22 protein-coding genes and 3 tRNA genes are annotated in these 22,054 nt (G+C 41.3%); 17 read left to right on the forward strand and 8 right to left on the reverse strand.

Features of this window, described 5'->3' with window-relative positions:
- The first annotated feature begins 22 nt into the window (after positions 1-22).
- The 4 genes from ACO6UW_RS02195 to ACO6UW_RS02210 are packed head-to-tail and all read left to right on the forward strand — an operon-like array spanning position 23 to position 3,484.
- On the forward strand, positions 23-154 hold the full coding sequence (locus tag ACO6UW_RS02195; RefSeq protein ID WP_002115031.1) for a hypothetical protein: 132 nt from the start codon (positions 23-25) through the stop codon (positions 152-154).
- Positions 145-2,244 (forward strand): FUSC family protein, encoded by a 2,100-nt coding sequence (locus ACO6UW_RS02200; RefSeq protein ID WP_057077287.1) that lies wholly within the window; start codon positions 145-147, stop codon positions 2,242-2,244. The genes ACO6UW_RS02195 and ACO6UW_RS02200 overlap by 10 nt, the downstream gene beginning before the upstream one ends.
- Complete coding sequence (locus ACO6UW_RS02205; protein ID WP_002115096.1) at positions 2,237-2,443, forward strand: DUF1656 domain-containing protein; 207 nt, start codon at positions 2,237-2,239, stop codon at positions 2,441-2,443. Before ACO6UW_RS02200 ends, ACO6UW_RS02205 begins: the two co-directional genes overlap by 8 nt.
- A 39-nt stretch (positions 2,444-2,482) precedes the next feature.
- Complete coding sequence (locus ACO6UW_RS02210; RefSeq protein WP_002114928.1) at positions 2,483-3,484, forward strand: HlyD family secretion protein; 1,002 nt, start codon at positions 2,483-2,485, stop codon at positions 3,482-3,484.
- Positions 3,485-3,527: 43 nt separating this feature from the next.
- On the opposite strand, the gene ruvX is transcribed toward ACO6UW_RS02210, so the two are convergent.
- The 3 genes from ruvX to recN all read right to left on the reverse strand — a co-directional run bounded on the left by ruvX (position 3,528) and on the right by recN (position 6,315).
- Entirely contained in the window at positions 3,528-3,968 is a 441-nt protein-coding gene (gene ruvX, locus ACO6UW_RS02215; RefSeq protein WP_002115066.1) for a Holliday junction resolvase RuvX, read from the reverse strand.
- Complete coding sequence (locus ACO6UW_RS02220) at positions 3,968-4,522, reverse strand: YqgE/AlgH family protein (protein WP_002114753.1); 555 nt, start codon at positions 4,520-4,522, stop codon at positions 3,968-3,970. The genes ruvX and ACO6UW_RS02220 overlap by 1 nt, the downstream gene beginning before the upstream one ends.
- A gap of 125 nt (positions 4,523-4,647) precedes the next feature.
- Complete coding sequence (recN, locus tag ACO6UW_RS02225) at positions 4,648-6,315, reverse strand: DNA repair protein RecN (protein ID WP_002115135.1); 1,668 nt, start codon at positions 6,313-6,315, stop codon at positions 4,648-4,650.
- 114 nt (positions 6,316-6,429) lie between these two features.
- On the opposite strand from recN, the gene ACO6UW_RS02230 reads away from it, so the two are divergent.
- The 4 genes from ACO6UW_RS02230 (at position 6,430) to ACO6UW_RS02245 (ending at position 9,945) form a co-directional block, all read left to right on the forward strand.
- Positions 6,430-7,740 carry a tetratricopeptide repeat protein gene (locus tag ACO6UW_RS02230; protein WP_250733694.1) on the forward strand — a complete coding sequence of 437 codons (1,311 nt, stop codon included), beginning with the start codon at positions 6,430-6,432 and terminating at the stop codon, positions 7,738-7,740.
- A gap of 76 nt (positions 7,741-7,816) precedes the next feature.
- Positions 7,817-8,143, forward strand: a complete 327-nt coding sequence (locus tag ACO6UW_RS02235; RefSeq protein WP_002115102.1) for a pyrimidine/purine nucleoside phosphorylase — start codon at positions 7,817-7,819, stop codon at positions 8,141-8,143.
- A 102-nt stretch (positions 8,144-8,245) separates the two neighbouring features.
- Positions 8,246-8,995 (forward strand): 23S rRNA (guanosine(2251)-2'-O)-methyltransferase RlmB, encoded by a 750-nt coding sequence (rlmB, locus tag ACO6UW_RS02240; RefSeq protein WP_005079348.1) that lies wholly within the window; start codon positions 8,246-8,248, stop codon positions 8,993-8,995.
- Between the two features lie 35 nt (positions 8,996-9,030).
- A complete protein-coding gene (locus ACO6UW_RS02245; protein ID WP_250733696.1) occupies positions 9,031-9,945 on the forward strand; it encodes a DMT family transporter in 915 nt (304 codons plus the stop codon).
- On the opposite strand, the gene coaE is transcribed toward ACO6UW_RS02245, so the two are convergent.
- The 4 genes from coaE to pilB are packed head-to-tail and all read right to left on the reverse strand — an operon-like array spanning position 9,942 to position 14,365.
- Positions 9,942-10,538 (reverse strand): dephospho-CoA kinase, encoded by a 597-nt coding sequence (gene coaE, locus ACO6UW_RS02250; protein WP_032070755.1) that lies wholly within the window; start codon positions 10,536-10,538, stop codon positions 9,942-9,944. The two genes, ACO6UW_RS02245 and coaE, sit on opposite strands and share 4 nt — an antisense overlap.
- A gap of 1 nt (position 10,539) precedes the next feature.
- Positions 10,540-11,400 (reverse strand): prepilin peptidase, encoded by an 861-nt coding sequence (locus ACO6UW_RS02255; RefSeq protein ID WP_032070754.1) that lies wholly within the window; start codon positions 11,398-11,400, stop codon positions 10,540-10,542.
- Complete coding sequence (locus tag ACO6UW_RS02260) at positions 11,400-12,626, reverse strand: type II secretion system F family protein (RefSeq protein WP_284108798.1); 1,227 nt, start codon at positions 12,624-12,626, stop codon at positions 11,400-11,402. Before ACO6UW_RS02260 ends, ACO6UW_RS02255 begins: the two co-directional genes overlap by 1 nt.
- Before the next feature lie 26 nt (positions 12,627-12,652).
- On the reverse strand, positions 12,653-14,365 hold the full coding sequence (gene pilB, locus ACO6UW_RS02265; protein WP_032038056.1) for a type IV-A pilus assembly ATPase PilB: 1,713 nt from the start codon (positions 14,363-14,365) through the stop codon (positions 12,653-12,655).
- Positions 14,366-14,656: 291 nt separating this feature from the next.
- Between pilB and tpiA the strand changes: the two genes are divergently transcribed.
- From tpiA to ACO6UW_RS02310, 9 genes are all read left to right on the forward strand, one after another.
- Positions 14,657-15,451 carry a triose-phosphate isomerase gene (gene tpiA / locus ACO6UW_RS02270; RefSeq protein WP_057077283.1) on the forward strand — a complete coding sequence of 265 codons (795 nt, stop codon included), beginning with the start codon at positions 14,657-14,659 and terminating at the stop codon, positions 15,449-15,451.
- 12 nt (positions 15,452-15,463) lie between these two features.
- A complete protein-coding gene (gene secG, locus ACO6UW_RS02275) occupies positions 15,464-15,793 on the forward strand; it encodes a preprotein translocase subunit SecG (protein ID WP_002115012.1) in 330 nt (109 codons plus the stop codon).
- A gap of 56 nt (positions 15,794-15,849) precedes the next feature.
- A tRNA-Leu gene (locus ACO6UW_RS02280) sits at positions 15,850-15,934 on the forward strand.
- 38 nt (positions 15,935-15,972) lie between these two features.
- Positions 15,973-16,049: transfer RNA gene (locus ACO6UW_RS02285), tRNA-Met, on the forward strand.
- Between the two features lie 89 nt (positions 16,050-16,138).
- A tRNA-Met gene (locus ACO6UW_RS02290) sits at positions 16,139-16,215 on the forward strand.
- Between the two features lie 215 nt (positions 16,216-16,430).
- Positions 16,431-16,955, forward strand: coding sequence for a ribosome maturation factor RimP (gene rimP / locus ACO6UW_RS02295; RefSeq protein ID WP_002114922.1), 525 nt, complete (start codon positions 16,431-16,433; stop codon positions 16,953-16,955).
- A gap of 37 nt (positions 16,956-16,992) precedes the next feature.
- Positions 16,993-18,477: a transcription termination factor NusA gene (gene nusA / locus ACO6UW_RS02300; RefSeq protein WP_002115134.1), complete on the forward strand. Its 1,485-nt coding sequence runs from the start codon at positions 16,993-16,995 to the stop codon at positions 18,475-18,477.
- A gap of 10 nt (positions 18,478-18,487) precedes the next feature.
- Positions 18,488-21,187 (forward strand): translation initiation factor IF-2, encoded by a 2,700-nt coding sequence (gene infB / locus ACO6UW_RS02305; protein ID WP_002114697.1) that lies wholly within the window; start codon positions 18,488-18,490, stop codon positions 21,185-21,187.
- Entirely contained in the window at positions 21,187-21,588 is a 402-nt protein-coding gene (locus ACO6UW_RS02310; RefSeq protein WP_002114836.1) for a ribosome-binding factor A, read from the forward strand. The genes infB and ACO6UW_RS02310 overlap by 1 nt, the downstream gene beginning before the upstream one ends.
- 56 nt (positions 21,589-21,644) lie before the next feature.
- On the opposite strand, the gene ACO6UW_RS02315 is transcribed toward ACO6UW_RS02310, so the two are convergent.
- On the reverse strand, positions 21,645-22,049 hold the full coding sequence (locus ACO6UW_RS02315; RefSeq protein ID WP_005065884.1) for a Na+/H+ antiporter subunit G: 405 nt from the start codon (positions 22,047-22,049) through the stop codon (positions 21,645-21,647).
- Positions 22,050-22,054 lie beyond the last annotated feature (5 nt).

A 22,054-nucleotide genomic window follows, 5' to 3' on the forward strand; every position in this document is an offset into this window, starting at 1 on the left:
GAGATGTGGAAAAATCATTGTATTGAAGGATGCTCCTCATATCATTTGCTTTGAGGCAAATGGCAAAGTTGTGTTGTCTTTAGAAAGACAATCAAATATTGAAGGGCATGCTCATCAGTTCAAATCTGTATTTGAGATGAGTTCATGTTATTAAAGCAAATACTGGCGTTTCGCCCGAGTAGGCTTGATCTGATCTTTGCCTTAAAAACATTTATTGCCGGAATGTTGGCACTATTTGTTTCGTTTGAATTAGATCTGATTAACCCGATGTGGTCGATTGGTACGGTCCTGATTATTGCCAATCCATATTCAGGAATGGTGTCCTCTAAATGTGTCTATCGAGTGGTAGGGACAATTGGCGGAGCTGTGATTGCCCTAACCCTAACGCCCCATCTAATTAATACACCTTGGATATTTACCGTGGTGTTATCGTTGTGGGTGGGTTTTGCGCTTTATGTGTCGTTACTCGATCGTACCCCACGTAGTTATGCTTTTATGCTGGCGGGTTACTCGACAGCTATGATCGTCTTCAATGCGATTACCTATATTGATCAATACAATATATTCGATATTGCTTTAGCTCGGGTTATAGAAATTTCGATTGGTGTGATTTCAAGTGCAGTGGTTTCTGCCACGATTCTTCCAATGCATATTGGCTCGGCAATTAAACAGCGGGTGATAAAAACCCTAAAAGATACAGAGAATCTGTTTGCTAATTTATTAAATACAGATTTGCAGCAGAACAATACCCAGCTTTTGGCTGCCATTACTCGCGACACCACAGACATCCATGCCTTGGCAGTACATTTGAGCTATGAAAAGGGCGAACTGCATGGTATGACCAAACCCTTGCAGGAAATGCTTCATCAAATCTCAATGGTGGTCGCTAATCTAGTCGCTTTATCTGAGCGTATTAAGCAGCTTCAAGAACTTAGATTTATCGAGACTCATGCAGAAAAACTGCAACAGCTTTCAGCTCATGTTGTACAGTTTTTAGAGCAAAAAGACCTGATTATTGATGAAAATATTTTGCAGTTGCCTGATGAGTTTGAAAGCGATTTTGCAAGTTTGATGGAGTCGGCTTCTACACATCAACAAGTTTTAGTTGCAGCCATGAAAATGGATGTGCGTCATTTCATTAGCAATGTTTTAGCGGTTAAAGTTTTGTGGCAGCGAATTCAGCAAGGTAATAAAGAAATCCCTGACAACATTACCCCAATGACGACCAAATATCCAAGTTTGCACCGTGACCATGGTGTGGCAATACGAGGCGGTATCAGTGCAGTCCTTATTACATTTATTGTGACTGGAGTCTGGATTGTTTCGGGGTGGAAAGCTGGATTTATGATGGCACAGATGGGTGCAGTAACCGCCTGTATTTTAACAGCCTTAGATAACCCGGTTCCAGTTCTGCGTATTTTTATCTGGGGCAGTATAGCTTCAGCAGTTTTAGTCTTTGTTTATGCATTTGGTATTTTCCCGCATGTCACCACTTTTTGGGAACTTGGACTGGTTTTATTACCGATGTTCTTATTCGCAGTGTCTATGATGGCTAACCAGATGCTGATGCCAGTAGGTATGGTGTTGGGTATTAATACCATGATGGGACTAAACCTGCACAATGCTTATAGCATGGATGCAGTGTCTTATCTTGATAGTTCATTTGCCATGATCTTAGGTGTTTTAGTGTCTTTGATTGTCATTGATGTTGTTCGCGCCATGTCACCAGACACGAGTGCAAGCCGTATTTTAGCCTTGCATTACCGTGCCATGCGAAAAGCGATCTATCTGCCATATGGTCTTGATTTTAAAGTTCATCTACGCAGTATGCTAGATCGGATTGGGATTCTAAACAGCAAAATGGTGCAATCAGACGAGATTAAAACTTCAATTCATCAGGCCCTGATTGAGTCGAGTAGTATTGTTGATTTAAGCCGATTGCAAGAGTTAGCCAATCAGTTTCCTCAAGCATCTGAACTCACTCAGCATATTGGCGATTTGCAACAAAATCTGGATGAGCTGTTTAGAGCTAAAGAAAACGATGAAAATGATACGACAGCTTTAGTAGAGCGGATCTACCGAGCGTTATTTGAATTAAAACAGCTTGCTTCAAATGTTGAAGATATGACTATGCGACAAAGACTACTCATTTCACTGAACAATATTGCTTATAGCATGTGCCATGTTTCATCAGAGCAAATGAATGAAAACAGCACCATGAAAGGAGCCACAGCAAATGGGTGAGTTTAATGTTTATGGTATTTATGTGCCTTCTTTGCTCGTTCAAGCACTCTTGGCATATATCTGTTTCCGTGGGTTAAGTCCTTTAACAAATAAGTTGATTGCACAAGGCTGGATTGCATTACCTAGTATTTTTAATTTGTGTTTTTACCTCTTATTACTGTTGGTAATACATCAAATTTTTGTTGGGGTCGGTGCGTAGAGATGTTTGCGAAATTAAAGATTGAGTTAGGTGAGTGAAATGAATCAGGTGGATTTGAAAAAAGTCATCCGTCCAGTAATTTTGATTGTCGCATTAATGGTGGCGGTCTATACCATTGTGCATTTATGGAATTACTATAATGCAGCGCCGTGGACGCGTGATGGTCGAGTTCGTGGTGACGTTATTCAAGTATCTTCGGATGTCGCGGGGCTTGTGACAGAAGTATTGGTTCAAGATAACCAGACTGTGAAAAAAGGTCAGGTGCTCTTTAAAATTGATGTTTCTCGCCGAGCTTTAGATGTAGAGCAGGCAAAATCTGATTTAGCAAAAGCAAATGCAGCATTTGCCCAAGCGCAAGCTGGTTTAGCACAAGCAAAAGCGAACCTGATTAAATCGGATACGAATATTAAGTTAGCCGAGAAAAACGCAAGCCGCTATTCAAACCTTATGGATGGCGCTATCTCTAAACAAGAACAAGATCAAGTTTTCGCAACACGTGATCAATCTCACGCTGAACATGAGCAACTCCAAGCTGCTATTCAACAAGCGGAAGCAACTGTTAAACAACAACAGGCTCTGATTGAGGCGGCAACGAGCAATTTGCATTTGGCCGAGCTTAATATGCATCGTGCTGCGGTAATTGCTCCAGCTGATGGTACTTTATCTAACTTTGATATGCGCCCAGGTAACTATGTTCAAGTTGGGCAGGCTGTTGCGGCATTACTTGACCGTAAACAACTCTATGTTGTGGGTTATTTTGAAGAGACGAAGTTAAACCGTATTCATGTCGGCGATCAGGCCAGTGTACAGTTAATGGGTGATAGCCAGAAAATTAAAGGCCATGTACAAGGTATTGCATCGGGTATCGAAGATCGTGAACGCTCAAGCAGCTCTAAACTTCTTGCCAATGTAAATCCAACGTTCAGTTGGGTTCGTTTAGCGCAGCGTGTGCCTGTAAAAATCGTATTGGATGAAACACCAAAGAACCAGCTTGCTTTCGTCTCTGGACGTACGGCAACTGTGCATATTATCGAGAAATAAAACGAGAAATAAAAAAGGAAGGCTTTAGCCTTCCTTTTTAATATTACGGGGTTAAACCGACCGGATTTCGATACCAACTCTGAATGAGTAAGGCGGCTGCAAAACTATCTGCAGAAAGTTTTTTTGCTCGACCTTGCTCTTGGTAGAAACCGAGTTCTTCTCGTGCTTCACGTGTAGTTAGACGCTCATCTACCATTAATGTTTCAATATTGGTTTGATGGCGTAAACGTCTCGCAAATTTGCGGGCACGTGTAGAAAGTTCTGACTCGCTATCATCCATATTCAGAGGCAAACCAACCAAAAATAGATCAGGTTGCCATTCTTTCACGATTTTTAAGAGCTGATCCCAGTTTGGAATTCCATCTTTCATCACAAATAGAGGGAGGGGATTGGCACTTTCAATTGAAGACTGGCCAATCGCCATTCCCATTTTTTGAGTACCAAAGTCAAAAGCCATAATCGATTTTGATTGTGTTTCGGTCATTAAGCATGTCCGATTTCAGATGCTAACCATGCACGATCTACACCGATTTTTTTATAAGCTGCATCCCAACGATCGTCATAAGGCAGGTTAAAAATCAGATCCATATCGGCATCACAAATGAGCCAGTCACCGCGCGTAATTTCATCTTCTAACTGGTTTTTACCCCAGCTCGCATAACCTAAAGCAATTTGATATCGACCAACACCTTCATTGTGGGCAATCGCATCAAGAATATCTTTACTGGTGGTAATACAAACATTTTCACCTACAGCGATAGACGAATGCCATGTCGGTTGTCCAGTATGAAGAACGAATCCAGCCTCGGGACGTAATGGCCCACCTTGTAAAACCACATGTGGATTTACATTGTCTGCTTCAATGTCGAGATCATTGAGTAATTCTTTAATTTGAATGCCGGAAGGGCGGTTAATAATAATGCCTTGAGCACCCTCTTCATCATGACGGGCAAGATAAATTACAGTGTTTGCGAAAAAGTCATCTGCCATTTCTGGCGGGGCAATCAGACAACGGTGAGTCAGATATTGTTTGGTCACCTAAGCGGTTCTCCCTCAAAAAATGTCACTAGAGGGTCTCTCGACCCTTTTATCTATATAGGTTCTTTTTATCAACATACAAGAGTTAATCGGTTTTCGCCAATCTTTTTCTCTCATTTTCTTTATTAATTTGAAGAAGCCTGAAATTTAAGTTGGCGTAATTGTTTTGCGTGTTGCAAGGTTGTTTCATTAATTTCAACACCGCCTGACATGCGAGCTAACTCAAAAATGATTTGATTTTCGTCTAGTTCCACAATTGTACTGCTTGCCGGATCAGTTTGTTGCTTTTTAACTAATAAATGCTGATCTGATTGTGCAGCAACTTGTGCTTGGTGAGTAATACATAAAAGTTGAACATGTTGGGCTAAGTCAGCAAGTAAACGTCCCACAACTTCTGCTGTACCACCACTAATCCCGACATCAATTTCATCAAACACTAACACTTCTGCTTCGGTTTTTTCAGCGTTCATCACTTGCATGACAAGTGCAATACGTGAAAGTTCACCACCAGAAGCGACGCGTGCTAATGGTTGTGGAGGAATACCCTTATTGGCAGTAAATAATAGCTGAATAAAACTCAAACCTTCAGCGGTAGGTTGCTCTAATGGTTCAAACTTAAACTCAAAGTGTGCCTCTGGTAACGCTAAAGGCTTCACTTGTTCGGTTAATTGCTTCGCAAGAGGAGCGGCAGCTTCACGACGAATATTGTCTAAATGCTGAGCTTTTTCTAAGAACTCCTCATGCGACTTTTCAACTTGTTCTGCCAATGTTTCTGGGTCTTCAAGTTGATGTAATTGCTCAAGCTCACTTTGCCAAGCTTCATATTCTTCTTTAAGTGTTTCTGGTTGAGTGCGGTATTTACGTGCCAGACGGTGGAAAACTTCCAACTTGGAATTTAGTTCTTCCATTCGCTCTGGATCAAAACTTTGACGATCAATAAATTGACGCAAGTTTGCCGTTGCATCATCTATTTCACTTTGAGCATTGAGTAAAGAATTATAAATCTCGGAAAGTTGTTCGCTGCGGCCCGCGTGGGATTCTAATCTACGAATAATCGAAGACATTTCTTGAGTAATGTTTTGCTCAGCTTCATCAAGCACATTTAAGCTATAGCTACAATCTTGCATGATATGTTCATGATGACTGAGGCGATCGAACTCTTGCTCAATTTCTTTATAGTCAGTTTGAATGACCTCTTCGAGTTCTTCAATTTGATGCTCTAAAGTACCAATACGTTGTAGGCGGGTTGCTTGTGCATCTAAGGCTGCTTGATGCAAACGAATGGTACGTTGCCATGTGCTATAAGCTTCACGTACATCATTTGCTTCAGCATAAAAATTGTTATAACGGTCTAGCCAATGCTTTGGATAAGGCGGTTCAAGCAGCTGCTGCTGGCTGTGCTGACTATAGAGTTGAACCAGCAAACGCCCTAACTCTTTAAGTTCAGATAGACTGCTCGGGCGACCATTAACCCATGCTTTGCTGCGTCCGGTTGCGAAAATCACACGACGTAAATGGATTTCCCCAGAATCATCATCTAGCTCGTGGTCTTGGAGCCATTTTGCTTCAGGACTATTATTTTGATAGGTAAAAACAGCGGTAATATCCGCTTTGTCCGAACCATAACGGACATAATTTGTATCTGTACGTTCCCCTAGGCAGGCAGAGAGTGCATCCAGTAATAATGATTTTCCGGCACCTGTTTCGCCTGTTAGAACATTAAATCCTTGTTCTATATCAATAGCCAAATGATCAGCTAATGCAAAATTAATTAAAGTTAAATGTGTGAGCATAAACGCATCCAACGCGCCAAATTATGGGTTAAAGATAGAGAAGTTTTGAATTTGCTACAAGTGATCTATTATTCTAACTGAAATTATAGAACAGCAAGATTGCGGATATTTACAATGAAAAAAACATTAAGCTTACCGAAACCACCAATAGGGATGATCAACCGCCATAAAAAAAATAATCCTGCGGAAATGAATAAAATTTTAAATCAGCATTTTAATGCATTTAAACAAGCCGCAGCACAAGGGAATTATGCCAAAGCTTATCAACATGTTAAACAAGCTGTTAGCTTAGTTCCTAAGCATCCAGGTGCCTTGTCAGATTTAGCTTATACCGAATTGCGCTTAGGCCGTTATAACGATGCCTATCAACATTATTTACAAGCGATTCAAGCAAGTGGAGCTAACGTAAATACAAACTTATATGATGGACTCACAGAAGTTTGTCATCATTTAAAGAAAAAAGAAGAAACAATCAAATTTGGACGCTTGGCAATTGCAACCAAAAAAGAACTAGCGAAGAGCGAACCTGTTTTGGCAATCCCAGATCAGGTACCACCAACCTTTAGTGCAAACCCTCAAGAAAATATTATTGCTTTTTCTTTGTTTGGGGGAAATCCTCGCTATTGTGAAACCTCTATTTTAAATATTCAATTAGCCAAACAAATTTATCCTGAATGGACGTGTCGCTTTTATGTCGATGATACTGTGCCAGTACTGGTGCAACAGCGTTTAAAAGAGAAGGGCGCGCAAGTTATTCAAGTTACAGATTCTCAAAAACAGCTATCTGGTTTGTTTTGGCGCTTTTTTGTAATGGATGATCCGACAATTAAGCGTTTTCTGATACGTGATGCTGACTCCATTGTCTCGCACCGCGAAAAAGCAGCTGTAGATGCTTGGCTCAAGAGTGATAAATGGTTTCACTTAATGCGAGACAATTATTCTCATACCGAGTTAATTTTGGCGGGAATGTGGGGTGGATGTACGGGGATTTTTCATAATATTGAAGCACATATCAGGGATTATGTTGCCACCGGACGTTATCTGGATAATCGGGTGATGGATCAGCATTATTTGCGCTACTGTATTTGGCCGACTTTAAAACAAAGTGTGCTTATACACGATAGCCAGCAATTCGATTCAGATGCTATCGATTTTCCAGCTTATGATCTGGCGTTAATGCAAAACGACAGCGAAAATTTTCATGTAGGAATGAATGACGGTTCACCGGTAGTTGCTACAGCAGTTGCCCATCCAACTGCACAGAGAGTGTGTTGGGTACTTCTAGATGAAAATCAGGTCGAAGTTTGCAGATACGATGCAATTGTGTCGAATAGTCGAAATATTGAGATTAACTTACCTTATGCTTTTGCCAAAAAAATTCAGGCACAGCAGTGGAAATTACAAGTCTATCCGTATGAAAACTGATTGATTAGTTATTTAGGCACAATTAAACTACATTCATCATAATTTATATAAATACGGCATTATCTGGAGAGTGTGCATGAGTTCAACCCAATTTGATCATGTAACGGTCATCAAAAAATCAAACGTTTATTTTGGTGGAGCATGTATCAGCCATACCGTGCAATTTGAAGATGGAACAAAAAAAACACTAGGTGTTATTTTGCCGACTGAGCAAGCTTTAACTTTTGAAACCCATGTTCCTGAGCGTATGGAAATTATTTCAGGTGAATGCCGCGTAACAATTGCGGACAGTAATGAAAGTGAGTTGTTCCGTGCAGGCCAATCATTTTATGTGCCTGGTAATAGTCTTTTTAAAATCGAAACTGATGAAGTACTCGATTATGTGTGCCATTTAGAAGGCTAAGAAATTCCTATTCAAATCGGGTACACTATGCCCAAAGAAATCCTGTGAAGTTGGCTTTGCAGGATTTTTATTTTTTTGCTCAAACGTTGTTAGAGGTCATGCATGGCAAAACCGGAATATTATTATGGCGTTCATTCAGTGGAGTCATTGTTAGAACTTGAACCGGAACGTGTGCTAACCCTGTTTACTTTAAAAGGACGGGATGACCAGCGTTTGCAAAAGATTTTGCAATTGGCAGAGCCTTTTGGAATTAGTGTACAAAAAGCAAGCCGTGATAGTCTCGAAAAGCTTGCAGGTCTACCGTTTCATCAAGGTGTGGTTGCAGCAGTACGTCCGCATCCGACTTTAAATGAAAAAGATCTAGATCAGATCTTGGCTGAAACCCCAGATGCTTTATTGCTGGCATTAGATCAGGTGACAGACCCGCATAACTTAGGGGCTTGCATCCGTACCGCTGCTGCAATGGGCGTGCAAGCAGTGATTGTACCTCGTGATCGTTCGGCAAGTTTAACCCCAACAGCTCGTAAAGTTGCAGCGGGTGGAGCTGAAAAAGTTAAATTCATTCAAGTAACAAATTTGGCTCGTACATTAGCCCATCTCAAAGAGACGACTCATACACGTGTGATTGGCACTATGCTTGATGAAAGTGCAATGCCAATTCAAAAATGTGATTTCTCTGGCCCAGTCGTGATCGTAATGGGAGCCGAAGATACAGGTTTACGCCCAATTACACAGGCACAGTGTGATCATAAAGTTTATATTCCGATGTCTGGAAATTTACAGAGTCTAAATGTGAGCGTGGCAACAGGTATGGCACTTTATGAGGCTTGCCGTCAGCGTTCTGAGGTATAATCTAGCTGCCTTTCTAGTTTGTAAGCAGTCTTGATATGTCTCCCCGTAAGCAAGGTTATTTTTTTGTATTGGTGACCATGTGCATTTGGGGCGGGTTTACACTTTTTGCCCGTTTAAATGCACAATGGCACATCAGTGCTTGGGACATTGCTGCACTACGCTTTGCTATCGCCTTCCTGATTTTGATGCCGATTCTGATCTATAAGAAAGATCTCGCTTTTTTATGGAGTAAGCACGCTGTTATTTTGGCGCTCATTGGCGGAGTTATTTATTGTCTTACCGTCTATACCGCGTTTCTCTATGCTCCCGCTGCACATGCTGCCATTTTTTTAAATGGTTGTATTCCTATTTGTACTGCAATTGCAGCATACATTTTATTTAGACAACCATTTGATAAGCATACATGGGTGAGTCTTGCAATTATGATCACTGCCTTGGCTCTCATGAGTGTGTTGATGTTGCAAGGTAATGCTTCTGCTTTTGGCATGGGGGATTTACTTCTTTTTATTAGTGCGATTTGGTGGGGCATTTTCACTGTATTACTTAAACAGTGGAAACTTTCCGCATGGCACTCTATGGCGAGTGTTGCGATTTGGTCTGCAATTATCTATTTACCCATCTATGCTTTATTCTTACCTAAACACTTCATGGAAGTCAGTCCTGTTCATCTAGCGATACAGGGCATTTTCCACGGTGTGTTTGTTGTTATTATCGCAACTTTGACTTATGTAGCAGCGATTCAGCGACTTGGTGCTTTTAAAACGGGAAGTATTGTTACTTTGGCACCGTTTATTGCTGCCATTTTAGCTGTACCTTTACTTGGTGAGTTATTAAGTCCATCAATTGTTGTGGGTTTGGTGGGAATGGGAATAGGTGCCTTACAACCTTGGCGCTGGTTTCGACAAGATAGCTTGGCACAAAAGATTCAGCAGCAAAATAAGCAAGATTAGTTGGCGCGCTTCAAATAGCTTTGATGTAAAGGCTCTAATTGCTGATATAAATGTTCGAGTAACCCGTCATTAAACACAATGTCATTGGCAAGTTCACGTTTACGCTCGCGTGGCATTTGTGCTGCAATAATTTTCTGGATTTGTTCTTGGTTTTGCCCATCACGTTGGCTTGCACGCTGAATTTGAGTTTGTTCACTCGCATCAACTAATAGAGTGTGATTAACCAATTCATGCTGGTTGGTTTCAAAAAGTAGGGGTGAAACTAAAATCACATAAGGACTTTTTGGGTTTTGTAGCTGTTGAACAATAGATTGGCGAATGGCTGGATGCGTGATTTTCTCAAGTGTTTGTCTTGCTTCAGGGTTTTGAAAAATATATTCACGTAGTGCACGACGATCTAGATTGCCGTCGGGTTGAAGTACCCAATCTCCAAAAGTTTGTTGGATTTTTTGGAGGGCAGGTTGGCCTTTTTCAACCACTTCGCGAGCAACAATATCGGCATCGACGACTTGGATTCCTTGGGATTCAAACCATTGTGTTGCAGCAGATTTCCCACTGCCAATACCACCCGTGACTCCCAGAATAAAAGCCATCTTAACCTCCCAAATAAATTTTCATAATTTGGTCACCCCATAAAAAGGCAACCCAACCCGCAATGGCAATATATGGCCCAAACGCAAAGGGCTGATTATCATTACGCAATTTTAGTAAAATGATGCCAATAATTGCACCTAGTAAAGATGACAATAGCACAATTAATGGCAGCATCAATGGCCCCATCCACGCCCCTAATGCGGCAAGCAATTTAAAGTCGCCGTAACCCATACCTTCTTTGCCTGTAATCACTTTAAATAAGTAATACACAATCCAAAGACATAAAAAGCCGATTAAATATCCCCAAATGGCTGAGTTAGGCGAGGTGTAAATATTAAAGGTATTAATACCTAAGCCGAGAGCAGCCAAAGGTAGGGTGAAACGGTCAGGTAGTAGCTGAGTATCAAAGTCTATAAATGTTAAAGCAATCAAAATCCAAGTGAGCACTAGCCCCCAAAGCATTTGTAGGGTTGGACCAAAAACCATGACGACTACTAATGAACATAGCATCGTGAGTAATTCAATCGCTGGATAACGAATGCTAATAGGATGTTGGCAATCGCCACATTTTCCTCTTAACATTAACCAGCTTATAACTGGAATATTTTGATACCAACGGATCGGTTGCTGACATGCAGGACATGATGAAGCAGGTTTACTTAATGTCAGCTTTTCATGCTCAATGATGGGTAGTTCGGGATTAAGCAATATTTGACATTCCTGCTGCCAATCTTGTTCCATCATTTTGGGGGTGCGATAAATTACCACATTCAAAAAGCTACCAATACATAGGCTCAATAGTGCGACTGCAATATAAAGTGCAGTTAAGTTTTGAATAAAATAAGCAATAATTTCTTGCATTATATGACTGAGCCCATTTGGAAAATTGGAAGATACATAGCAATCACTAGACCACCTACGAGCACCCCTAAAATTGCCATGATTAAAGGTTCCATCATTGAAGTTAAACCATCAACGGCATTATCAACTTCATTTTCATAATAAGTAGCAACTTTATCGAGCATGCTGTCTAGCGCACCAGATTCTTCACCAATTGCGACCATTTGTATAGCCATAGATGGAAAACGATTTGAAACACGCATTGCAAATTGGAGTTGTTGACCAGTAGCAACATCTTCACGAATTTTCATGACGGCTTCTTCATAAATGACATTGTTGGTTGCACCAGCCGTTGACTCAAGCGCATCAATGAGCGGAACACCAGCGGCAAACGTGGTGGCTAAAGTACGGCTATAACGGGCAATAATCGCCTTATAAACCAGATCACCAAAGATAGGTAGTTTCAGTGTAAGTTTATCTAATCCATCACGGAATTTTTTACTGCGCTTCTTGGCTTCCAGAAAAGCAGCAATCACTGCTCCAATCACAATAATCATAATGAACCAGTATTCCTGCATCCATTTCGACATATTTACGACCATTTGGGTGAATGCAGGTAAATCTGCACCAAAAGAAGAAAACAGATCTTGGAAAACAGGAACTACTTTAACCATCAAAATAATGGTAACAACCACAGCAACTACAATAACCGTTGCTGGATATTTCATAGCCTTCTTAATTTTCTGCTTAAGTAATTCACTTTTTTCTTTGTAAACTGCCACACGGTCCAACATGGTTTCAAGCGCACCAGATTGTTCACCAGACTCTACAAGAGAACAAAACAAGTTATCGAAATGTTGAGGATACTTCCTTAAAGCTGAAGCAAAGGTACTACCGCCTTCAACTTCACCTTTAATCCCGAGTACCACCTCGCGCATGGCTGGGTTTTCTAGACCCTCCGCTACAATTTCAAAGCCTTGTACCAGTGGGACACCAGCTTTCATCATGGTTGCAAGTTGTCGCGTGAAAATCGTGATATCGAGCGTTGATACTTTCTTCTTGAACAAACCCTCAAGAATATTTTTACGCTTTTCCCGAATATTACGGACAGTTACACCTTGTTTGCGTAGGGTGACTTTGGCTAAGGCCATATTCTTAGCTGGAAGTTCGCCCTTAATTTTTATGCCCTTACGGTCAACCCCTTCATAAGCAAAAGTCGGCATCATTTGTGCCTTTTTGACAGTCATGAATTATCCTTATTTTAAATTGTCTTTTATTCACTGGTCACGCGGTTAACTTCTTGTAAGGAAGTTACACCTTGCATGACTTTCTTTAACCCTGAACGACGCAGATTATTAAACCCCAGTTTTTCAGAAGCAGCAGCGATTTCTAAAGCATTGCCATCTTCCATAATAATCTTGGAAATTTCAGGTGTAACTTTCATCACCTCGTAAATACCTACTCGACCTTTGTAGCCTTCACGACACTCAGTACAACCTACAGGTTGAAAAACTTGAAAATCGGGATGGGTTAAATCTTGGTCGGTAAAGCCCATTTCTAATAGGCTCTGTTTAGGAATGTCGGCAGGTGTTTTACACTGTGGGCATAACCGACGCGCCAAACGTTGAGCAATCACCAGATTGACAGACGTTGCGATATTAAAGGATGGAACACCCATATTACGTAGGCGAGTAAGTGTTTCTGGCGCACTATTGGTATGCAGTGTGGACATTACCATGTGACCGGTTTGTGCAGCTTTAATCGCAATTTCAGCCGTTTCTAAGTCACGAATCTCACCGACCATAATAATGTCAGGGTCTTGACGTAAAAATGATTTAAGTGCAGCAGAAAAAGTCAGACCTACTTTTGGGTTGACGTTAACCTGATTAATTCCTTCAAGGTTAATTTCAACTGGATCTTCGGCGGTAGAAATATTCGAACTTTCAGTATTTAAAATATTTAAGCCAGTATATAAAGATACCGTTTTACCAGAACCGGTAGGACCTGTAATTAAAAGCATACCTTGTGGTTTATCGAGTGCTTCTAAAAAAAGAGCTTTCTGATCTTCTTCATATCCTAAAGCATCAATTCCGAGCATTGCGCTAGAAGGATCGAGAATACGCAGAACCAGTTTTTCACCAAACAGGGTTGGAAGTGAGTTCACACGAAAATCAATTGCTTTAGTTTTTGATAACTTAAGCTTGATACGACCGTCTTGAGGCACTCGTTTTTCGGAAATATCCATTTGAGACATGACTTTTAAACGTGAAGCCAAACGGTTAGCCAATTGCAAAGGTGGATTTGCAATCTGACGCAACACGCCATCGACTCGGTAACGGACCCGATATGATTTCTCGTATGGTTCAAAATGTAAGTCTGAAGCCCCCATACGAATTGCATCGATGAGTAATTTATTAATATATTTAACAATAGGTGCTTCATCGCCTTGAGGCGTTTCTTCCTCATCCTCTTGTGAGGGGGGAGCTTCAAGGTCTACATCAAGATCAAACTCTTCATCACTAAATTCGAAGCTACTTTCTTCGGTAAATTGCTGCGCCAGAATTTTCTCAAGCTTATGGTGCTCGACAATAACTGGTTCAACCATGAGCTTACTATTAAAGCGAATGGCATCAATCGCTTCAATATTACTCGGGTTGCTGGTTGCGACATATAAAATCTGTCCTCTTTGTATGAGAGGTAAGACCCGATGTTTTAAAACCAGTTTCTGATCGACCAAATCTTTGGGAATTTGGCTTGTATCGTAAACATCCAGATCAAAATATGGTTCAGCAAATTCAATAGAAATTGTTTCAGCTAATAAAGAAGGGGAGAGATGAACCTCTTCAATCAGGTACGCAACTGTATCCCGTTTAGCTCTCTTTGCTGCATCTAATGCTGTTTGCATGGTCGCTGCCGACACATGTTTTTCTTCGACTAATCGTCGAAAAAACCCCGAAAATTTTGGAGATGTATGTATGACTGACATCTGCCTACCTGTGCTCATATGTTTATAATTGGTATATAAAAAATTATACTTTTGTTATCTAAAATTACTACCTGAGAAAATGATGCTCTGGTCTTGATCCACTCGCCAAAGCTTGAACTAGTCGAAGTTTTTATTCATTAATTTTTGAAAGACGATTCTTTAGACTCGATAAAGTTTTATAACTGTTTTCAATTAGTAGAAAAGATATGGGCAAAGCCGTTAAAGAAAAGTATCTGAAATTTGTATAAATGCGTGTAGAATGTGCTGCATTTTTGATGAAAGGTGAGCCGTATGTCGGGTTCGACGATTACGCCTTGGGTAGTTGGCAACTGGAAAATGAACCCAATGCGTGCCAATGCCAAACAACTTATAGAAGAATTTAAACAACTATTGCAACAAAACCAAATTGCAGATGAAAGCTGTCATGTAGGGGTTGCTCCAGTTTCTATTGCGCTTGCAATGGTACAAACACAATTGCAAGATGCTGCAAGAACAGTATATACAGTTGCACAAGATGTATCACGTGTAGCGGGTACTGGCGCTTATACTGGCGAAGTCAGCGCAGAACTATTAAAAGATATCCAAATTAATTTTGTACTGGTTGGGCATTCTGAGCGCCGTGATATTTTTGGCGACAACGTTGAAATTTTGAAAGCTAAACTCCAAAATGCATTAAATGCGGGCTTGACTGTCATTTATTGTGTTGGTGAAAGCCTCGAACAACGTGAACAAGGTTTGGCAGAGCAAGTTGTATTGCAACAAATTTGTGATATTGCTCCTGTAGTAACTGTTGAGCAGTGGCAAAAGCAAATTGTAATTGCTTATGAGCCAATCTGGGCAATTGGGACAGGTAAAACTGCTTCTCCACAAGATGCACAGGCAATGCATGCTAAGATTCGTGAAGGTTTAAGTCAGATTACCTCAGCGGGTTCAGACATTGCGATTTTATATGGCGGTAGTGTAAAAGCTGAAAATGCAGTTGAATTGGCGGCATGTCCAGATATTAATGGTGCGTTGGTAGGCGGTGCTTCATTAAATGCAGCATCTTTTTATCAAATCGTACAAGCCTTTGCACAAAGTAAATAACGAGGATAGGGTATGCACTCTTTTGTACTGATCGTACATATTATTTTAGCGGTACTGATGATTGCCTTAATTCTAGTGCAACACGGTAAAGGTGCTGATGCCGGTGCTTCTTTCGGCGGTGGCGGAGCAGCAACTGTATTCGGTGCATCAGGTTCAGGTAACTTCCTTACTCGACTTACTGCTATCTTAACAGCGTTGTTTTTTGTGACGAGTTTAACTCTCGCTGTTTTTGCGAAAAAACAGACTACTGATGCATATAGTTTGAAAACTGTACAAACTACAGCGCCAGTTCAAACGACATCGCCTGAAACTTCACCAAATGCACCAAAATCGAGTCAATAATTCGAAATAGGGCTTTCCTTTTGCAGTGGGAAGGACTAGAATGCGTCCCACAAGCTGCGGTGGTGGTGGAATTGGTAGACACGCTACCTTGAGGTGGTAGTGCCTTCGGGCGTGGGGGTTCAAGTCCCCCCTTCCGCACCAACTTTGAACCAGAAAGTTGAGTGCAAGCAGTTTTTTGATGCGGGATGGAGCAGTCTGGTAGCTCGTCGGGCTCATAACCCGAAGGTCGTTGGTTCAAATCCAGCTCCCGCTACCAATTTGATTAAGGTGCAACTTAATCAAGCGAATATTAGATAAGTTTACATTGACTTTTTTCGATATTTGTATATAATTTTTGCACGTTGATGCGGGATGGAGCAGTCTGGTAGCTCGTCGGGCTCATAACCCGAAGGTCGTTGGTTCAAATCCAGCTCCCGCTACCAAGTTTCTTAAAAGAGGCTCACAGACAGGTGGGCCTTTTTGCACAGTGGACTATTGTTTTCTGTGCTAAATAGGGGCGATTAACGCCCTTTTTTATTGGTTATCGTATCGCTATCGTGTAGTGTCGACATCAATTGGTCAAATAGTCATGCTTCACTATAGTAGGTCTGTGTCGGTTAAAACAACCGATTGAATCGCACGAGAATGACGAGAGTAAATGAAATTATCAAATAAATCCCAAGCATTGCATGACTTAATTGTTCCTGCAGTGGAAGCATGTGGTGTCGACCTTTGGGGGATCGAGTTTCTCCCACAAGGTAAACGTTCATTATTGCGTATTTATATCGATAAAGCGGTAAGTGAAGATGCTGAGCCTGTAATTAATGAAGATGGTGAAGTAGAACTAGGCCGTGGTATTGGTGTACAAGATTGTGTGCGTGTAACACAACAAGTTGGCGCAATGTTGGATGTTCATGATCCAATCTCAGGTGAGTATTCATTAGAAGTTTCTTCACCAGGTTGGGACCGTCCATTTTTTCAACTAGAACAGTTACAAGGCTACATCGGACAACAAATTGCTTTGCGTTTAATTGCAGCAGTAGAAAACCGTCGTAAATTTCAAGCAAAACTTATCGCAGTAGACCTTGAAAATGAAGAAATTCAGGTTGAAGTTGATGGGAAGCATGTGCTTGTGATCGACAGCAACAATATCGATAAAGCAAACTTGATCTATCAAGATTAAATTTATTTAAATTTTATAAGAAATCGGTAGGTGACTTATGGGCCGCGAAATTCTTACCGTTGTTGAAACGGTTAGTAATGAAAAAGGTGTTAGTCGTGAAGCGATCTTCGAAGCTTTAGAACAAGCTCTAGTTGCTGCAACGAAGAAAAGATTTTACGAAGGTACGCATGCTGAAGAAGCTCAGCTTCGTGTAGAAATTGATCGTAAAACTGGTGATTACCGTACGTTCCGTCAATGGACTGTTGTGGCAGATGAAGATCACGAAATGCCAGCTTGCCAAGATGCAATTTCTGACGTTGATCCAGCTAAATGGTCAATTGGTGACGTGCGTGAACTCGAAGTAGAGTCTATTGAGTTTGGTCGTATTGCTGCACAAATTGCAAAACAAGTTATTGTACAAAAAATTCGTGAAGCTGAGCGTGCTTTAGTTGCTGATGCATACGAGTCTAAAGTTGGTGAGTTAATTTACGGTGAAGTGAAAAAACAAACCAAAGATGGCTTCATTATCGACTTAGGCGACAACGCAGAAGCTTATCTTGCACGCGAAGAGATGATTCCAAAAGAAATTCTTCGTCCAAAACAACGTGTAAACGCTATTTTATATAATGTTAACCGTGAAGGTCGTGGCGCTCAGTTGTTGTTATCACGCGCTAAGCCTGAAATGTTAATTGCTTTAATGAAAAAAGAAATTCCTGAAATTTCTGAAGAAATTATTGAAATTAAAGCAGCGGCACGTCAACCGGGCGTTCGTGCTAAAATTGCAGTGAAAACAAATGATCACCGTATTGACCCTGTAGGTGCATGTATTGGTATGCGTGGTACGCGTATTCAAGCTGTACAACAAGAGTTAAATGGTGAACGTATTGATGTAGTGGTCTGGTCTGATGATCCGGCTCAATACATTGCTAGTGCATTAGAACCAGCTGATGTTTCAGGCATCGTGCTTGATGAAGATGCAAGAAGTGCCGACATTATTTTTGCAACCAGCGATCAATTAGCTCGTGCGATTGGCTCTCAAGGTCAAAACGTTCGTTTAGCTTCTGATTTAACTGGCTACAAACTCGACATGATGCTTGAAGAAGAGTATCGTGCTCGTCAGCAAAATGAAGCTCAGCAATATCTCGACATGTTTGTATCACGTCTCGATATTGAAGAAGATTTAGCAATGGCATTGGTGGAAATGGGCTTCACTTCTTTAGAAGAGATTGCTTATGTTCCTGCTGAGACTTTTGACGAAATTGAGCTTGATGCTGAATTGGTTGAGTTATTGCAAAGTCGTGCAAAAGAAGCAGCCCTTACTGATGCTTTGAAACAGCAAGAAAATATTCAAGAACCGAGCGCAGACCTTCTCACTATGGAAGGCATGACTTCTGAGATCGCTTACTCGCTTGCCGCTCGCGGTATTATTACTGTCGACGATTTGGCAGATCAGGCTACTGACGATATCTCTGATATTGAAGGACTTGGTCATGAAAAAGCAGGTCAATTGATCATGAAAGCTCGCGAATCATGGTTTAACTAGGAGATGAAATATGACGGACAAGTCGATTAAAGAGTTAGCTCTCAGTGTAGGACGTCCTGTTGAGAAGCTCCTAGAACAGGCTCGTGAAGCAGGTTTGCCTCAACGTACAGCAGACGACATTATTACCACTGAACAACAGGATACTTTGGTCAATCACTTGAAAAAAGTTCATGGTCAGGAAAGTGGTAACACAGGAAAAATTGCGTTGAAACGTAAAACAACCAGTACCGCTAAAGTTGCAAGTACTTCAGGTAAAGCAAAAACGATTAACGTAGAAGTACGTAAAAAACAGGTTTTTGCTAAACCAAACCCTGAACAAATTGCAGCCGAAGCTAAAGCACGTGCAGAAGCAGAAGCGAAAGCACGTGTAGAACAGCAAACGCGTGAAACTGCCGAGCAAAAAGCGCGTCTTCAAACAGAGCAAAAAGCTAAAGCAACTTTAGATGCGATGCGTGCTGCTCATCAACAAGATAGTGCTGCACAGACAGCTCCAAAAGCTGCTGTTGTAGTGAAAAAGCGTGGTGGCGGTACAGTAAAACCTGCGCCAAAACCAGCTGAAACTCCAGAACAGAAAAGAGCTCGTGAAGAGCAGTCAGCTCAGTTAAAAGCAACTGAAGAAGCTGCACGTCGTAAAGCGGCTGAAGAAGCTCAGCAACGTACACTTGAACAAATGCGCAAAATGGCGTCTAAGTATTCAAATGACGATGCTACTACGACAATTCGTGTGATTGATGATTCTCCACTTGCTTCAGGTCTAGTTGGCCAAGCTTATGAAGATTCATTTAAGCAAGAAGACCGTGAAATTAAACGCGGTGGCGCAACCACTAACCCACGTGCTGGGAAGAAAGGTGGCCGTCGTGGTCAAGAAGAGCAAAGCTTTGTTAACCATAACAAACGTGGTTTAAAATCAAGCCAAGCGAATAAGCATGGATTTGAAAAGCCAGTTAAAAAGCAAGTTTATGATGTAGAAATCGGTTCAAGCATTGTTGTTGCCGATCTTGCTCAAAAAATGGCGATTAAAGTACGTGAAGTTATCAAAACACTTATGAAAATGGGTGAATTGGTTAATCAAGATCAAGCTATTGATCAAGACACAGCGGCACTTGTTGTAGAAGAAATGGGCCACAACCCTGTTTTAGTTTCTGATACACAAGCGGAAGATAACTTGCTTGAAGCAGCTGAAGAAGCTCGTGGTGAGCAAACAACTCGTCCGCCAGTTGTTACCATTATGGGTCACGTTGACCATGGTAAAACATCATTGCTTGACCGTATCCGTCGTTCGAAAGTGGCGGCTGGAGAAGCAGGTGGTATTACCCAGCATATTGGTGCATACCACGTTGAAACAGACAAAGGAATTATTACATTCCTTGATACACCGGGACATGCGGCATTTACTTCAATGCGTGCACGTGGTGCTAAAGCAACAGATATCGTTGTATTAGTTGTTGCTGCAGATGATGGTGTAATGCCACAAACTGCAGAAGCAATTGACCATGCTCGTGCAGCAGGTACTCCAATTATTGTTGCAATCAACAAAATGGATAAAGAATCTGCTGATCCAGACCGTGTGTTAAATGAATTAACAACGAAACAAATCGTTCCAGAAGAATGGGGTGGTGATGTTCCGATTGCTAAAGTTTCTGCACACAGCGGACAAGGTATTGATGAACTCCTTGATTTAATTCTTATTCAATCAGAATTGATGGAATTAAAAGCATCTGCTGAAGGTGCTGCGCAAGGTGTTGTTATTGAAGCACGTGTAGATAAAGGCCGTGGTGCAGTAACTTCGATTCTTGTTCAAAACGGTACATTAAACATTGGTGACCTTGTTCTTGCAGGTTCGTCTTATGGTCGTGTCCGTGCAATGTCTGATGAAAATGGTAAGCCGATTAAATCAGCAGGACCATCTATTCCAGTAGAAATTCTGGGTCTTCCAGATGCTCCAATGGCAGGTGATGAAGTTCTTGTTGTAAATGACGAGAAGAAAGCGCGTGAAGTTGCCGATGCTCGTGCTGACCGTGAGCGTCAAAAACGTATTGATCGTCAAAGTGCTATGCGCCTTGAAAATATCATGTCGTCAATGGGCAAAAAAGATGTTCCTACAGTGAACGTTGTTTTGAAAACAGACGTACGTGGTACTTTAGAAGCATTGAATGCTGCTCTACATGAATTATCTACTGACGAAGTAAAAGTTCGTGTAATTAGCTCAGGTGTTGGTGCGATTACTGAGTCTGATGTAATTCTTGCTGAATCTTCAGAAGCTGTATTGTTAGGCTTTAACGTCCGTGCCGATACGACTGCTCGTCAACGAAGTGACCAAGACGGTATTGATATTCGTTACTACAGCATCATCTATGAATTAATTGATGATGTGAAAGATGCCATGAGCGGTAAACTTGCTCCTGAACATCGTGAAACAATCTTGGGTGTTGCGGAAGTACGTGAAGTATTCCACTCAAGTAAGTTTGGTGCAGCAGCAGGCTGTATGGTACTTGAAGGCACATTACATCGTAATAAACCGATTCGCGTATTACGTGATGATGTTGTAATTTTCCAAGGTGAGCTTGAATCTCTTCGTCGTTATAAAGACGTTGTTGATGAAGTTCGTGCTGGTATGGAATGTGGCCTTGCGGTGAAAGGTTATAAAGACATCAAACCACAAGATAAGATCGAAGTGTATGATGTTCAATTGATTAAACGGAGTCTTTAATGGCGGGTAGCCAACGCTTAAAGCGCATGGCGGATTCAGTACAACGTGAGTTGTCTGAGCTAATCCGTCAAGAGCTTAAAGATCCTCGCTTAGGTGGTCTAGTGACCATCTCTGCGGTGAAAGTCAGTGCGGATATGGGTTATGCTGAAGTTTATGTCACCGTTATGGGACGTGAACTCGGCGATGAGCAAAGTGAAGCAGCAAATAAAGAAACTTTAGATGTATTAAATAAAGCTTCTGGTTTCTTGCGTCATGAATTGAGCCGTCGCATTAAGACTCGTATTACGCCTCGCTTACGTTTCCATTACGATAAGACGAATGCATATGGTAACTATATGTTTGGTCTAATCGAAAAAGCGGTACAAGATTTACCAGAACGTAAGTCAGATGACCAAGAGTAATTAAAACTCAAAATAAAAAAGCCACCTTCGGGTGGCTTTTTTATTGATTCAATTTCTTATTCTTTAGGAGGTTCCATTGGTGGTTTGTTTTGTGAAAAGCGTTGACCAATTTTGTACCGGTCCCAAGGGAGCGGGCGTTCAATGGCTTCAGGTACTTCACCACTCAGTGAGCGTAAACGTAAATGTAGCGCAGCTTGAGCAATCAAATTAGCCGAAACTGGTGCGGTAATGAAAGCTAAAAGGGTAATGAGTAGCTCGGCAAAACCGAAACGACCTTGGAAAGCAAAAAAGATCATTGAAGCGATCAGAAAGCTTCCTAAGCCGAGCGTACTCGATTTAGTTGGCGCATGTAAGCGCATGAATAAATCAGGTAAACGGACCATACCGATTGAGCCAACTAACATGAAGAAGGCGCCAAAAACCAGAAAGACCGAAACAATAATTTCCATTGTAAATTGCATTTGAC

It is taken from the genome of Acinetobacter sp. JADD-222 (assembly GCF_049310645.1).